The organism is Acidobacterium sp. FHG110202_01 (genome assembly GCF_059115305.1).
Map to the genome: position 1 here is coordinate 709,043 of NZ_JBZYWJ010000001.1, position 13,158 is coordinate 722,200.

The 13,158-nt window shown below is 55.6% G+C and carries 19 protein-coding genes; 10 read left to right on the forward strand and 9 right to left on the reverse strand.

What is annotated here, in order from left to right; all coding sequences use genetic code 11:
• The first annotated feature begins 19 nt into the window (after positions 1–19).
• On the forward strand, positions 20–1,813 hold the full coding sequence (locus AC5S16_RS02885) for an ABC-F family ATP-binding cassette domain-containing protein (protein ID WP_493928500.1): 1,794 nt from the start codon (positions 20–22) through the stop codon (positions 1,811–1,813).
• Positions 1,814–1,829: 16 nt separating this feature from the next.
• Here the strand turns inward: AC5S16_RS02885 and AC5S16_RS02890 are convergent, their stop codons facing one another.
• On the reverse strand, positions 1,830–2,261 hold the full coding sequence (locus tag AC5S16_RS02890; protein WP_493928501.1) for a DUF6526 family protein: 432 nt from the start codon (positions 2,259–2,261) through the stop codon (positions 1,830–1,832).
• A gap of 193 nt (positions 2,262–2,454) precedes the next feature.
• Here AC5S16_RS02890 and AC5S16_RS02895 point away from each other — a divergent pair, with 193 nt between their 5' ends.
• The 6 genes from AC5S16_RS02895 (at position 2,455) to AC5S16_RS02920 (ending at position 5,956) form a co-directional block, all read left to right on the forward strand.
• On the forward strand, positions 2,455–2,742 hold the full coding sequence (locus tag AC5S16_RS02895) for a hypothetical protein (protein WP_493928502.1): 288 nt from the start codon (positions 2,455–2,457) through the stop codon (positions 2,740–2,742).
• A gap of 75 nt (positions 2,743–2,817) precedes the next feature.
• Positions 2,818–3,687 carry an MNIO family bufferin maturase gene (bufB, locus tag AC5S16_RS02900; protein ID WP_493928503.1) on the forward strand — a complete coding sequence of 290 codons (870 nt, stop codon included), beginning with the start codon at positions 2,818–2,820 and terminating at the stop codon, positions 3,685–3,687.
• Entirely contained in the window at positions 3,684–4,562 is an 879-nt protein-coding gene (locus tag AC5S16_RS02905) for an HvfC/BufC family peptide modification chaperone (RefSeq protein WP_493928504.1), read from the forward strand. Before bufB ends, AC5S16_RS02905 begins: the two co-directional genes overlap by 4 nt.
• Positions 4,563–4,578: 16 nt before the next feature.
• Positions 4,579–5,064 carry a DoxX family protein gene (locus AC5S16_RS02910; RefSeq protein WP_493928505.1) on the forward strand — a complete coding sequence of 162 codons (486 nt, stop codon included), beginning with the start codon at positions 4,579–4,581 and terminating at the stop codon, positions 5,062–5,064.
• Positions 5,061–5,711, forward strand: a complete 651-nt coding sequence (locus tag AC5S16_RS02915; RefSeq protein ID WP_493928506.1) for a sigma-70 family RNA polymerase sigma factor — start codon at positions 5,061–5,063, stop codon at positions 5,709–5,711. Before AC5S16_RS02910 ends, AC5S16_RS02915 begins: the two co-directional genes overlap by 4 nt.
• Positions 5,702–5,956, forward strand: a complete 255-nt coding sequence (locus AC5S16_RS02920; RefSeq protein WP_493928507.1) for an anti-sigma factor family protein — start codon at positions 5,702–5,704, stop codon at positions 5,954–5,956. Before AC5S16_RS02915 ends, AC5S16_RS02920 begins: the two co-directional genes overlap by 10 nt.
• 10 nt (positions 5,957–5,966) lie before the next feature.
• Here AC5S16_RS02920 and AC5S16_RS02925 read toward each other — a convergent pair whose 3' ends face one another.
• The 6 genes from AC5S16_RS02925 to AC5S16_RS02950 form a co-directional block, all read right to left on the reverse strand.
• A complete protein-coding gene (locus tag AC5S16_RS02925) occupies positions 5,967–6,710 on the reverse strand; it encodes a metallophosphoesterase family protein (RefSeq protein WP_493928508.1) in 744 nt (247 codons plus the stop codon).
• Positions 6,711–6,722: 12 nt separating this feature from the next.
• Entirely contained in the window at positions 6,723–7,139 is a 417-nt protein-coding gene (locus AC5S16_RS02930; RefSeq protein ID WP_493928509.1) for a hypothetical protein, read from the reverse strand.
• A gap of 108 nt (positions 7,140–7,247) precedes the next feature.
• The gene (locus AC5S16_RS02935; protein WP_493928510.1) at positions 7,248–7,556 is read right to left on the reverse strand and encodes an ATP synthase F0 subunit C; all 309 of its coding nucleotides are present in this window, start codon (positions 7,554–7,556) and stop codon (positions 7,248–7,250) included.
• Between the two features lie 128 nt (positions 7,557–7,684).
• Entirely contained in the window at positions 7,685–8,422 is a 738-nt protein-coding gene (atpB, locus tag AC5S16_RS02940; protein WP_493928511.1) for a F0F1 ATP synthase subunit A, read from the reverse strand.
• A gap of 24 nt (positions 8,423–8,446) precedes the next feature.
• Positions 8,447–8,857, reverse strand: coding sequence for an ATP synthase subunit I (locus tag AC5S16_RS02945; protein ID WP_493928512.1), 411 nt, complete (start codon positions 8,855–8,857; stop codon positions 8,447–8,449).
• Positions 8,854–9,114: an AtpZ/AtpI family protein gene (locus AC5S16_RS02950; RefSeq protein WP_493928513.1), complete on the reverse strand. Its 261-nt coding sequence runs from the start codon at positions 9,112–9,114 to the stop codon at positions 8,854–8,856. Before AC5S16_RS02950 ends, AC5S16_RS02945 begins: the two co-directional genes overlap by 4 nt.
• Positions 9,115–9,247: 133 nt before the next feature.
• Here AC5S16_RS02950 and lysS point away from each other — a divergent pair, with 133 nt between their 5' ends.
• Together lysS and AC5S16_RS02960 are read left to right on the forward strand one after the other, a co-directional pair.
• The gene (gene lysS, locus AC5S16_RS02955; RefSeq protein WP_493928514.1) at positions 9,248–10,810 is read left to right on the forward strand and encodes a lysine--tRNA ligase; all 1,563 of its coding nucleotides are present in this window, start codon (positions 9,248–9,250) and stop codon (positions 10,808–10,810) included.
• The gene (locus tag AC5S16_RS02960) at positions 10,797–11,252 is read left to right on the forward strand and encodes a GIY-YIG nuclease family protein (protein ID WP_493928515.1); all 456 of its coding nucleotides are present in this window, start codon (positions 10,797–10,799) and stop codon (positions 11,250–11,252) included. The genes lysS and AC5S16_RS02960 overlap by 14 nt, the downstream gene beginning before the upstream one ends.
• 15 nt (positions 11,253–11,267) lie before the next feature.
• Here the strand turns inward: AC5S16_RS02960 and AC5S16_RS02965 are convergent, their stop codons facing one another.
• On the reverse strand, positions 11,268–12,065 hold the full coding sequence (locus tag AC5S16_RS02965) for a TIGR00282 family metallophosphoesterase (protein ID WP_493928516.1): 798 nt from the start codon (positions 12,063–12,065) through the stop codon (positions 11,268–11,270).
• A 133-nt stretch (positions 12,066–12,198) separates the two neighbouring features.
• Here AC5S16_RS02965 and AC5S16_RS02970 point away from each other — a divergent pair, with 133 nt between their 5' ends.
• Positions 12,199–12,600 carry an Rrf2 family transcriptional regulator gene (locus AC5S16_RS02970; RefSeq protein WP_493928517.1) on the forward strand — a complete coding sequence of 134 codons (402 nt, stop codon included), beginning with the start codon at positions 12,199–12,201 and terminating at the stop codon, positions 12,598–12,600.
• A 1-nt stretch (position 12,601) separates the two neighbouring features.
• Here the strand turns inward: AC5S16_RS02970 and AC5S16_RS02975 are convergent, their stop codons facing one another.
• Positions 12,602–12,982 (reverse strand): VOC family protein, encoded by a 381-nt coding sequence (locus AC5S16_RS02975; RefSeq protein ID WP_493928518.1) that lies wholly within the window; start codon positions 12,980–12,982, stop codon positions 12,602–12,604.
• Positions 12,983–13,158: the final 176 nt, after the last annotated feature.

A 13,158-nucleotide genomic window follows, 5' to 3' on the forward strand; every position in this document is an offset into this window, starting at 1 on the left:
TCTATTCCCTGATTTCGACGTGCTCATACTCAACGCACAAAATATCTCGAAAGCTTTTGGAGCTACTTCCCTCTTCCGCGATGTTTCCTTCACCGTGGAGGACGGCGATCGCATTGGACTGATCGGCCCAAACGGCTCAGGTAAATCGACGCTGCTCAAAATTCTCGCCGGAGAGATCGAGCCTGACTCCGGCGAAGTCTCGGCCCGCAAGCAAACCCGCATGAGCTATGTGGCACAAGACTCGGAGTTCGCGCCGGGAAAGACTGTGCGCTCGATCATCGAGGCAGCATTGGAGCGCGCAGGTGTCCCGCATGAGGAATGGGAAGCACGCATACGTGAGCTGCTGGGCCGCGCCGGCTTCACGGACTTTGAAACCGAAGCGGTTACATTTTCCGGGGGATGGCGCAAACGGCTCGCTATCGTGGAAGCACTGGTACAGAAGCCCGATGTCCTGCTGCTCGACGAGCCTACCAATCATCTTGATCTTGCCGGAATTGAATGGCTCGAAGGTGTTCTTGCCTCAGCGCCATTTGCCTGCGTTGTCATCAGCCATGACCGCTATTTCCTTGAGAATGTGGCCACGCAGATGGCTGAACTGAACCGCGTTTATCCCGGAGGGCTGCTGCGCTTCAGCGGTCATTACAGCGACTTTCTGGAAAAGAAGCAGGAATTTCTTGCTGCACAGGCACGCCGTCAGGAATCTCTCGAAAACCGCGTGCGCATCGAGAAGGAATGGCTGCGCCGCGGTCCCAAGGCGCGCACTACGAAATCGAAGGCGCGCATCGATCGCGCGAACGAGTTGATCGACGAGCTGGCTGACCTCAATACCCGGCGACAGACAAGCACTGCAGGCATTGACTTCAATGCGACAGACCGCCAGACAAAGCGACTGGTCGAGCTTGAGAATCTCACTTATTCCGCTGGAAACCGCAAGCTTTTTGATGGACTGAATTTCATTATCACCGCGGGCATGCGCGTCGGTCTTGTCGGGCCCAATGGCAGCGGGAAGACAACTTTGCTACGCCTGTTGAGCGGCGAACTGGAGCCGGAATCAGGAACGATCAAGCGTGCCAATCTGCTCAAGGTCGTCTACTTTGAGCAGAATCGCGAGATCGATGGTGAACAGACACTGCGCCGTGCACTCGCTCCCGACAGTGATTCGGTTGTCTACCAGGACCGCGTGATCCACGTCGCATCGTGGGCTGCGCGCTTTCTCTTCACCGGAGAGCAGCTGAACCAGCCTGTTTCGCGGCTCTCCGGCGGCGAACGCGCGCGCGTGCTGATTGCCAACCTGATGCTGCAGCCCGCCGATCTGCTTCTGCTCGATGAACCGACGAACGATCTCGACATCGCCACGCTGGAGATTCTCGAAGAAAGCCTGCTTGAATACCCGGGCGCGCTCGTCCTGGTAACACACGACCGCTACATGCTCGATCGCGTCTCGAATATTGTGCTCGGGCTCGATGGCAATGGCGGCGCAGAACGTTTTGCCGATTACTCGCAGTGGGAAGCCTGGATTGACGCGCGCAAACAGGCAAAGGAGCAGGCTGCGCGCCCGGCATCCAAACCATCCGCACCATCTGCTGCTAAGAAAAAACTTTCTTATCTTGAGGCCCGCGAGTGGGCGACCATCGAAGAGCGCATCGCCGCTGCGGAAAAGGAATTGCGGACTAAACAAGCCCTGCTGGAAGACCCTGCAATTGCCGTGAATGCAGCGCGTCTGCAATCAGCGCTGGCGGAAACGGAAAGCGCTAAGTCTGCCCTGGATACGCTCTATGAGCGATGGGCCGAACTCGAAGCCAAGCAAAATTAATATTTTCAGGCTTCGCTTACACTCGCCAGTAATCCCCGCGCCAGCTCTGAATCTTCTTCTTGATTTCCCTGCAGCGCAGATTGTGCGCCAGTGTTTCTTCCACCAGCGCTGGTATTTCCGCATCAGAAGCAAAACGCAGCGCAACCAGTTGCTTCTCCGTCAATTCAGGAATGCGCGCGCGCAACGGTTCCGGCAGCAGTTCATTCAACCGCAATCGCTCTTCCAGACGAATCAACCGGTCCTGTACCTTAATGGGGTTGATCCGGACAAGAAATGCCATCGTCAGAATGTCAATCGAAAGTATGAGCAACCAGATTGCAAGCCAGCCGGGATGCATGACCAGATACACAATCACAACGATCAAGTTCGTAATCAGAACCGGAATTAAAAAGAAGTGAAACGGAAGTTGCCGGCGAACATGGTTTGTGTACGACTGTACTTTGTCCATCAGGTTTTCCATCTTACCGAAAATTTTGAACTGCACACCGCATAAATGCCCTTTTACCTTCGTGCTTCTATCGAATAATTCTTACAAAACCTGTAACCTTCTTTCTGGCTCATGATTCTTATGGGCAGCAGGTCTCCCACTCGTGGTCTTAGGCCTGCAAATCACGGAGGAATGACAACGTATGAAGCACTCAATGAAGACCTTGATGGTTGCCGCGGCAGTCTCCGGCTTGTTAAGCGGAGCAACAACGATGCAAGCATCCGCCGCAACAACCAGCGCCACGTCTGTGGTGAAGGTGGGCAAGGCGTCGTTTGCCAAGGGCGCGCTTGACCAGCAGACCGGCAAGCACTCCTGTAAAGGCAAAAATGATTGCAAAGGCCAGGGCGGCTGCAAAGCTGGCGATAATGGCTGCAAGGGCAAGAACAGTTGCAAAGGCAAGGGTGGCTGCGCAACTGACGGGTCCAAACCGCCAAAGATGTAATTTCCGGAAGGTACCTCCCTCCTGTGCAGCCATCATGGTTCTGCACAGGAGGGATCACACATTAGGAGTAGCGTAGTGCCGGCAAACCGCTTCAACGGATTTACAGATTATGGTGTCGGAATCGGCCTTCGCATTCCGCACTACCAGCACATCCTGAGCAGGAAGCCTGTCGTCGACTGGTTTGAGATTATCTCGGAAAACTACATGGTCGATGGCGGCCGCCCGCTTGAAGTGCTCGACCGGATTCTTGAGCAATACAAAGTTGTGCAGCATGGCGTATCCATGTACTTCGGCTCCGCGAGCGATCCTGATCCGGAACATCTGAAGCGTCTCAAGAACCTCGTGCGACGCACGAAGACTCCATGGCTGAGTGACCATCTCTGTTGGGGATCGGTTGACGGATGCTACACGCATGACCTTTTGCCTATGCCCTATACATGGGAAGCGGTAAAGGTAACGGCCGAGCGCATCAGGAACACGCAGGATTTTCTCGAAGTTCCCGTTGTCGTCGAAAATGTTTCGAGCTATGCCGAGTACCATATCTCGGAGATGACCGAGTGGGAATTCCTGAACGAAGTCGTGGAGCGCGCCGACTGCGGCATTCTGCTGGATGTGAACAACATCTATGTCTCATCGCAGAATCACAGCTTCAATCCTTTTGATTACGTCAACGCCGTGCCTGCGGAGCGCATCGCGCAGATCCATATTGCCGGCCATTCAAAATTTGAGAAGTACATCCTCGACACGCACGATCATCCGGTGCTTGAGCCGGTGTGGCAGCTCTATGCGCGCACCATCGAGCGCGCAGGCCCGACAGCCACGCTGCTCGAATGGGACGACAACATTCCATCTTTCGACGAAGTCCATGCCGAAGCATTAAAGGCCACTCGCTTCCTGGACGCGGCAAAACCAGCCGAACCGGAGCTCGCGGAGGCTGCGCGATGAGCGAACTTCTCGAATTGCAGCGCAGGGTGGCCGCGGCTATCATGCATCCGCTCACGCAGCAGGAGACGATGCCGCGCCGCCGTCGTGATGGCACATCGAACACTGTCGAAGCGGAAACGTTCATCAAGCCGAACGATCGCTTGTCATCTTTCGAGAGGCTTGAGATTTACAACCGCCAGTACTGGTTCCGGCTCTACTCTTCGTTTGAAGAAGACTTCCCCGGCCTAGCCGCAGTTATAGGGCGAAAGAAATTTGACCGGCTGATGCGGGATTATCTGACCGATTGCCCTTCCCACTCTTTCTCTCTGCGTAATCTCGGATCGCAGCTTGAATCGTGGCTGCGCGCGCATCCTGAATATATCGAATCGCGAAAAGAACTTGCGCTCGACATGGTGCGCATCGAGTGGGCACACATTGAAGCTTTCGACTCCGCGACTGAATCGTTGCTCGATGCAGAGGGCCTCACTGCTCTGAATGAAAATTCGGTTTTGCGATTGCAGCCTTATCTCCGCCTTCTTGAGTTGCAGTACCCGGTGGACGACCTCATCATCGAACTGCGCAGCGAAAGCGGCAGCAGCGATTCGAGCAGCAACAACGCCAGCATCGAACGCAAGCAGAGAAAAGTTCGCCGGGTAGCGGCTCTCAAGCCGGAACATATCTGGCTTGCCGTGCACCGCCATGAAAACTCCGTCTACTACAAGCGGCTCGAACGCGAAGATTATCTGATGCTGCAATCGCTATTAGCGGATGAGCCTCTCGGAACTGCTATCGAAAAAGCATTTGCCGCGAGCAGCATGTCAGAGGAAGAGCAGGCCAGATTCATCCAGGAAGCATTTCAGACCTGGGCTTCGCTCGGCTGGTTCACTAAATTCTGAAAGGCACCTCACCACAATGAACGCGCAACCTATTTCTGCGCCTGCTTCCTCGAAAGGCGCACTCCTCTACGCTCGATTCAAAGAGCTCGCATCGCAGTTCCAATCTCCCTTTCTTCTGCTTGTCCGTCTTTACTGGGGATGGCAATTCATGCAGACAGGCTGGGGGAAATTGCACCGCTTGAGCCAGGTGGGCGATTTCTTTGCGAGCCTAGGCATTCCTGCTCCGCATCTGATGGCGCCGGCCATTGCCCTGCTGGAATTTGTCGGCGGCATTCTCCTTATCGCCGGCCTGGCAACCCGCATCACGGGGCTGCTGCTTGCCTGCAATATGTTCACTGCATATGTTACCGCTGACCGTGATGCACTGTGGTCCGTCTTCCGCGATCCGGGCAAGTTTTACGTTGCCGATCCCTTTACCTTCATGTTTGCATCTCTTATAGTGCTTATTTTTGGAGCAGGTTTCTTTTCACTTGACCATCTGCTCTCACGAAGACGGGGATGACAGAGCAGCAAATTGCCGGCAACGCGCAGCAAGAACACGAAGCAGCTCTCATCGCCGCCATTCTCAGCGGGGAACGCGAGAAATTCCACGATCTCATCCGCCCCTACGAGCGGCAGGTATATCTCACCGCGCTCGCTCTCCTGAAAAATGAAACAGAAGCGGAAGATGCGGCGCAGGAAGCCATCCTGCGCGCCTATCGCAAGCTGGCCAGCTTTCGCGGAGATGCAAAGTTCGGCACCTGGCTTATTGCCATTACGCTGAACGAAGCGCGCACCCGCCTGCGTCAGGAGAAACGCGCCCCGCTTGATTCGATTGACAATGAAGAAGGAGATTACACTCCTGCCGCATTGACTGACTGGCGCGAAATTCCGCTAGAATCACTGGAACGCCAGGAGATTCGCGCTCTCATGCAGCAGGCCATCGCCGATCTTCCGGACACCTTTCGCCAGGTCGTGGTGCTGCGCGACGTGGAAGAGATGAGCGTACAGGAAACTGCAGACGCGCTCGGCATCTCCATCGCGCTGGTGAAGGTCCGCCTGCATCGCGCGCGGCTGCTCCTGCAGAAAAAACTTGCGCCCATGCTGCGCATGGCAGTAAAACCAAAACGCAACAAGGCTGGAATTCTCAGGAGGTTGCCATGGTTCTAGACTGCCGTCACGTGTGGGACCACATCTCCGAATATATCGATGGCACACTTGATCCAGCCGTGCGCGCCGATGTGGAACGGCATCTCGCCATCTGCGAAATCTGCTCCGCGGTACTTGATTCCACACGCAACGTGATTATCCTGATGGCCGATGATCGCGTCTTCGAGCTGCCAGTCGATTACAGCAAGCGCCTGCATGCGCGGCTCGATGCTTTTCTGGCTACGGAGTCACCTGAATCGCCCTGAAGGGCACCGTTCACTTCAGCTCAGCGCGAGCAAACACCTCAAGCATCTGCTCTTCTGCCGGAGGCTCAAGAATGTTGTGCACTGCAAAGTTCTCGGCTTGCGGATACTTTGTGCTTCGAATGCGATCCGCAGCTTTCGCAAAGTCATAGGGAGTGCGCCGAAGCTCGATATCCGGCCCCAGCAAAAGCCACCAGGCGCCCGGTTCTCCAAAGGGCATGCCAACGCTGCCGGCATTGATTACGCGCACCCCGCCGACGATCCGGTCAAACTGCATGTGCGTATGTCCGCAGACAACTACAGAGGAATGGATTCCGGCAAAAACCGACAGCAGCCGCTCTTCAGGCGTAAGGCGGGTGAATATCTCTGTGTTGTTCCGCGGCGTCGCATGGCAGAACAAGACGTCGCCTATTCCATCCATCTGCACGCGCAGCGACAGAGGCCAGCCTGCCAGCGAGCGTTCCAGTTCCGGATCGAGTTGCTGCGCCACCCAATGCACTGCTTCGCGCGCCTGCTCCGGAACTGCACTGCTATCGCCTCTTCGTTCCGCAAGTACAGCAGCCTCTCCATTGCCCTGAATAAATTTGACGGGAATCCTGAGGCTCTGCAAATATGCGATTGTCTCACGCGGCATCGGACCGGGAATGACATCGCCTCCGACTACAATGAGGTCGGCCTTCGCCTGATAAATCTCCTCAATAACTGCTTCAAGCGCGGGAAGATTTCCGTGAATGTCGTAGATTGTTGCGATGCGCATCACAGAGCCATCTTAATGCGGATGATGGACCATGCGGTGCGTCCACCACTCCAGGGCAACAAGTACAAGAGTCACGACTGACAGCGCAATCTGGAAGTACTCTGACCGCTTTTGTTTTGCGGTGAGCGGCTGAATACGCCATTGTGCCGCCGGTTTATTGCGCAGGCTGCGCGCACGCCATAGCGCATAAAGGTTGATTGCGGTGCCGATGAGCGCAAACCACATCATCGGGATGCGGACGGCATCCTGATGCCATCCCTTCGCCGGAGCATTCGTGCCGGCGGCTGCAGCCAGTGCGCTCAATCCAATCAATACACGGACGCTGCTGGTTGCAACCACAAAGGTGCAGGCGCTCTGCAGCAGTATGAAGACAAACGATGACCATGCAAGCCAGCGCGAACGGTTTGTATATCCTGATGGTTCGGTCACGGGATTCTGGTTCATTGTATGACACGGTATCGCGGCACAGATTTCAGCAAGTCAAAAGGCCTCCGGCAATACCAGAGGCCCTTGTTACTAACATTCGCAAACTGCTGCTTACGACACCTTGGCAAAGATGATGAGCAGGGTGAAAAGCGCGAGCGACTCGATGAAGGCGAGGCCCAGAACGAGCAGCAGCTGAATGCCGGCGCGTGCTCCGGGATTGCGCGCGAGCGCTTCTGCCGCGGAAGCCGTTGCCTTGCCCTGGCCCAGTCCGCAGAGGCCCGAAGCGATGGCCATGCCGATGCCGGCGCCGATGGGAACGAGGTTGAGCGTGCCGCTGCCGCCCCCTGGGGTTTGTGCAAACGCAGGCGATGCCATGCAGAGCACAGCCAGCGTCATGAAGATGTATTGCAGTTTGCGCATTGTATTTCTCCTTGCTTCCTTAAGAATGTGCCATCAGTGGGTGGTTGAGGCTCACCGTGCTGGCCCCCTCACGCTCACGGCTGCGCTGCCGAAGTGGAAGCAGACTCCGGCTGCGAAACTTTTTCTACCTAATGTTCCTTCGCTGTCGCCTGCGCCAGATAAATCATGGTCAGCAGCATAAAGACATATGACTGAATGAGTGCGACACCGAAGTGCAATCCAAGAAAGATGACCGGAACGCCGATCGGGATCAGCGAGAAAAAGACCAGCGTCAGCAGGTCGCTGGCAAACATGTTCGCGTAGAGACGAACTGTGAGCGACATGATGCGCGCCAGGTGCGAGATGATCTCGATGGGGAACATCAGCCACGCAATCCACCAGATTGGGCCCATGAAGTGCTTGATGTATCCGATGAGTCCCTGCGCGCGGAGTCCCTGCCAGTTGTAGTAAAGGAACGTAGGAATGGCAATGCCGAGAGGCACAACTGTATCCGCCGTAGGCGTCGGAATCCCCGGCAGCAGGCCTAGCAGATTGCAGCCAAGCACAAAGAGCAGGATGGTGGTCACCCACGGAAGGAACTTCTCGTAGTGGTGGCCCATGACGGACTCAGCCTGCCCATCTACGAACTCGTAGATCATCTCCGCCAGGTGCTGAATTTTTCCGGGACGCTCCACGCTCAACGTCACGCGCACCAGAAGGAAGAACAGGATCAGCGCAAGAGCGATAAAAATCTCAAGCGCCAGCGAAAAGTGGATGGGGGCACCGGGGTGCGCAGGATGAATGCCGAGCTTCTCAATCAGCGCCGTCAGCGGGCCACCGAAAAGCTCATTGAGCAGACGTGTGAATGCAATCAGTAAACCGTGCATGATGTTCTATGGGAACTGCGTTGCCTAAGACCTTATCAGACGCAGGGCTTCAATGGTAAGGGCCAGAACCGCGAGCCCCAGACCGCCTACCAGTGCGTAAACCGATCCATGCAAACACTTTAGACTAACATAAAGCAGCGCTCCGGCGACCAGCAGCCGGAGGAAAAACATCCCCACCACACGGCCTGCGCCGGTTGTCTTCTGCTTGTCCAGACGGGCATTGATAAATGCGATCAGCCGCTGCCACTCCCATAGCCCCGTTGCGGAAATCGCCGCACCCACCAGCAATAGCAGGCCTGTCTGCCAACCGTAACGCGCGGCAAGAACCGCGGCCAGCACGAGTCCGAGAACTATGGTTACCTTCAGCGAACGCAGCAAGGCTGCCTTCAGGTCTGCATCGGTGAAATTGAGAAAAGAATTGCTGCTGTCTGTCACTTAATTGTCTTTCCTGCTGCGGCCACAAGCCGGAAGATCTGAATGAATCCCGCAACGGCCCCAAACAGAATGCCCACCAGATAAATCCAATGCTGATGCAGCCATTTATCGAGGCCCGCACCCAGTATCCACCCTATAAACACGGCGGCCGGAAGAACGAAGGCAATCTGCGTCAGGTTCTCCGCGCGCAGCAGCGTATCCATACCGCCGCCATCGTGCTTGCCCTGCTTGCCTTGGGGTGGATTGTTGAAGGCCATAATGCTTTAGAATGCCCGAAGGCTGGACTCGCCGTCCAGGCACGCGCGCTTCGCGCCTCAATTCTGATATACAGATTGACTCGTTATACTAAGACTTACACCATCAAGCAAGAATCACATAGAGGCAATCCTAGTGTTTGAATCCGATTTCGAGCGGAACCTTTTTGCTCTTCGCCGCGAAAAGCTCAACCAGATTTCCGCTCTTGGCCAGCAGACCTATCCCAATCAATACATCAGCACGCACACCATCCCGGAAATCTGGGCGAAATACCGCGAAGCCACAGCCGAAGAACTCGAAGCAAACCGCATCGAAGTTTCCATCGCCGGACGCATCATGGCCATCCGTGGACAGGGCAAGGCCGGATTCGCGCACCTGCAGCAGAATGGCGAGCGCCTGCAGATTTACGTCCGCAAAGACGATGTGGGCGAGGAAACCTTCCTGCTCTATAAGCTGCTCGACCTGGGCGACCACATCGGCGTCACTGGTTATCTCTTCCGCACGCGCACTGGAGAGCTCAGTGTCCATGTAAAGACGATCACCTTCCTCGCCAAGGCCATGCTGGCGCTGCCGGAGAAGTATCACGGTATTTCAGACGTGGAACTGCGCTACCGCCAGCGCTACGTCGATCTCTTTACGGACACGACGCTCAATGAAGGCGGCCCGGATGAGATCAACGTCCGGGAAGTCTTCATCAAGCGCGCAAAGGTGCTCAAGGCGCTGCGCAATTTCTTCGATGCGCGAGGATATGTCGAAGTGGAAACGCCGATGATGCAGCCCATCGCCGGAGGAGCCGCGGCGCGTCCCTTCGTAACGCACCACAATACGCTCGACATGGACCTGTTCCTGCGCATTGCGCCGGAGCTGTATCTGAAGAGGCTCGTCGTTGGCGGGCTCGACCGCGTGTATGAGATCAACCGCAATTTCCGGAATGAAGGCATCTCGACGCAGCACAATCCCGAGTTCACGATGCTTGAGTTCTACCAGGCATATGCGAATTATCACGACCTGATGCAATTGACTGAGGATCTGATCGTTTACGTTGCGCAGGAAGTGAACGGGACTACTATCACACACTTCGCTGGTGTGGAAATTGACCTCGGCAAATGGCGGCGCTTCTCTATGCGCGAAGCCATCATCGAATTCTGGCCTGGCGGGGCCGGAACAAAACCAACAATGGATGCCTTCAGCGATGATGAATCAGTAATTGACCTTATAGACAGGTTGCGCGCGGCGAAGATTCACATTGAATTCAAGCCAGGCGAACCGCGCGGCAAGACCATCGCGACCATCTTTGAAGTCGTGGCCGAAGACCATCTGATTCAGCCGGCGATCATCTACGACTTCCCTCTTGCCGTCTCGCCGCTCTCAAAGCAGAAGCCGGACGAGCCTGACTGGGTTGAGCGCTTCGAGTTCTACATTGGCGGATTCGAACTGGGCAATGCCTTCAGCGAGCTCAACGATCCGGAAGAACAGCGCAAGCGCTTCGAGCAGCAGCTCGCGCAGCGTGAGCATGGCGACGACGAAGCCCACCAGATGGATGAAGACTACGTACGCGCGTTGGCTTATGGTCTTCCGCCCACTGGTGGCGAAGGCATCGGCATCGACCGCCTGACAATGATTCTGACCGGAGCACGCTCGATTCGCGATGTGATTCTTTTCCCGCTGCTGAGGCCGCAGCAGAGTGCGGAGGAATAGCAGCCTATCTATTACCGATGTCATCCTGAGCGCAGCGAAGGATCTGCTTTTTCTGCGTGCAGCTGGATGCTTCGTTTTAACATCCAGCCATGCCAACCAAGAGCGCATCTATTACACCTACATCACGGCCAGCGCAAGCCGCACTCTCTATGTCGGCGTAACCAACAATCTCGAATGCCGAATACAGGAGCACAAGAGCGGGGCTTATGGCAGCTTCACAGCACGATACCGCTGCCATCGCCTTGTATGGTTTGAACGGTACAGCTGGATCGGCCAGGCGATAGCACGCGAAAAGGAAGTCAAGGGCTGGCTCAGGGCTAGAAAAATTGCCCTGATTGAGCAATCAAATCCAACATGGGTCGATCTCAGTAAAGAATGGGGAACCAAGATTATCTATCGTGAAGGGGATGTAAAAGCAGATCCTTCGCTCCGCTCAGGATGACAGCCATCAAAATATCTACTCCCCCAACAACAATCTCTGTACGCTCAGCGCACGTCCTGACTCACCATCGCACTCAATCACTGTAGCTGCCATGCGCGGATCGCCCTTTGCTGCTTCAAACTTCCCCGGCATTCCGGTAAGGAAGCGCTGCAGTACCAGCTCCTTCTCGACGCCGATGATGCTGTCGTAAGGGCCGCTCATGCCGACGTCCGTCTGGTACGCTGTGCCTCCCGGAAGCACGCGGTCATCGGCAGTGGGGACGTGTGTATGCGTGCCCAGCACTGCCGTCACCCGGCCATCGAGATACCAGCCCAGCGCCGCTTTTTCTGAAGTAGCCTCCGCATGAATATCAACGAGAATCACCTTTGCCGCGATCTGTTTTAGCAATGCATCCGTAGTACGAAAGGGATCGTCGCTCTGCGCCATGAAGACGCGGCCCTGCACATTGATGACGGCATATTCCTGCCCGGAAGAAAGCTGTCCTTGATAGAAGCCGTGGCCGGGCGTTCCCGAAACGTAATTTGCTGGACGGATGAGGCGGCGCGGGCGCTCGTCGCTATCCGCAGGAACAGACTGCATGTAGTCGATGATCTCGCGCTTGTCCCACACGTGGTTGCCGGTGGTGATTACGTGCGCACCTAGATCGAACAGCTCATCGGCAATTGCGGGCGTGATGCCGAAGCCGCCAGCGGCGTTCTCTCCGTTGATAATGACGAGATCAATCTGACGTTCTTCGATCACATGGCCGATGTGCTCGTGCACGATGCGGCGCCCCGCGCTTCCGAAGACGTCTCCTACAAAAAGAATGCGCAAAAATGAAAACTCCCTCTACGGAATAAGAATTTTTGATGACAATAAGCAGCGAAATGCAATCCCTTATTGTCGCATGGGTATTTTGATCAATTTCAGATACGCATTCATGGAAAAGCTATGGTAGCGTGGCTCTATGGCCGTCAATACCCGATTCGCAACCGGCGTTCACGCGCTGCTTCTGCTCGCTGCCGAACCGGATGTGCTCCAGACCTCAGAAGACGTAGCACGCAAACTGAATACCAATCCCGTAGTTATCCGCCGTGTCTTCTCTCTCCTGCAGCAGGCCGAACTTGTGGAAAGCGTCAAAGGTCCCAATGGCGGCTCGCGCCTGGCGCGATCTGCCAAGGAAATCTCACTGGCGGATGCCTATCGTGCTCTTAACTCAGGTGGCATATTCCATGCGCCCTCGACCGGCAAACTGAACGCGGCCCTCAACCAGATATTGAAAGACGCACAAAAAGCTCTCGAAAAAGAACTGGCGCAGACCACTCTGAATCAGCTAGTGAAGAAAACCGCGAAAAAAGAAAAGCGCTGAATCAGGAATTCGGCATCTGCGCAATGCTGAGAATGTTTCCGTCAGGGTCTTTGAACCACGCGATCTTTGCGCCTCCCGGCGCCGTCCAGATTCCGTCTTCATCCTGCGGGACGTGAGAATAACGCTCCGGCTTCACTCCTGCAGCCACCAGTGCATACGCGGTTGCGGTTGCATCCTTCACCTGCCAGCCGAGAACGGTATGCGGCTGCGGGCGCACCTCGTTCACCAGTGTCACTCTCAGCATGATGCCGCCAACATCAAACACCAGAGCAAAGCCGTCTTCATGAACCAGGCTTAAGCCAAGAGTGTCGCGATAGAAGGCTCGCGCCTTATCGGCATTGCTGACGCCTACGAACGCCATAATTTTTTCGTTGTTCAGCACAGACCCTCCCCCAAAGATCAGCACAAGTGTAGACCAGAATCCCCCATCCGTCGTAGGCTGAATATCGTTCCCGCAGGCATGCTCATTTTAAGAGCGGGGAGACGACAAAATTCACCTGGAGTAAAAACTTGCGCCGGAAGGCGCGTATCGCCGGACGCGGAGTCCCGACGAAGGCG

What these genes read in the sequence shown, in the direction of transcription:
- AC5S16_RS02920 (WP_493928507.1), top strand. Translation starts at nt 5,702, where the DNA reads ATGGTTCTAGACTGCCGTCACGTGTGGGACCACATCTCCGAATATATC.
- AC5S16_RS02950 (WP_493928513.1), bottom strand. Translation starts at nt 9,114, where the DNA reads ATGGCCTTCAACAATCCACCCCAAGGCAAGCAGGGCAAGCACGATGGC.
- AC5S16_RS02910 (WP_493928505.1), top strand. Translation starts at nt 4,579, where the DNA reads ATGAACGCGCAACCTATTTCTGCGCCTGCTTCCTCGAAAGGCGCACTC.
- AC5S16_RS02890 (WP_493928501.1), bottom strand. Translation starts at nt 2,261, where the DNA reads ATGGACAAAGTACAGTCGTACACAAACCATGTTCGCCGGCAACTTCCG.
- atpB (WP_493928511.1), bottom strand. Translation starts at nt 8,422, where the DNA reads ATGCACGGTTTACTGATTGCATTCACACGTCTGCTCAATGAGCTTTTC.
- AC5S16_RS02925 (WP_493928508.1), bottom strand. Translation starts at nt 6,710, where the DNA reads ATGCGCATCGCAACAATCTACGACATTCACGGAAATCTTCCCGCGCTT.
- AC5S16_RS02895 (WP_493928502.1), top strand. Translation starts at nt 2,455, where the DNA reads ATGAAGACCTTGATGGTTGCCGCGGCAGTCTCCGGCTTGTTAAGCGGA.
- AC5S16_RS02935 (WP_493928510.1), bottom strand. Translation starts at nt 7,556, where the DNA reads ATGCGCAAACTGCAATACATCTTCATGACGCTGGCTGTGCTCTGCATG.
- AC5S16_RS02970 (WP_493928517.1), top strand. Translation starts at nt 12,199, where the DNA reads ATGGCCGTCAATACCCGATTCGCAACCGGCGTTCACGCGCTGCTTCTG.
- AC5S16_RS02905 (WP_493928504.1), top strand. Translation starts at nt 3,684, where the DNA reads ATGAGCGAACTTCTCGAATTGCAGCGCAGGGTGGCCGCGGCTATCATG.
- AC5S16_RS02915 (WP_493928506.1), top strand. Translation starts at nt 5,061, where the DNA reads ATGACAGAGCAGCAAATTGCCGGCAACGCGCAGCAAGAACACGAAGCA.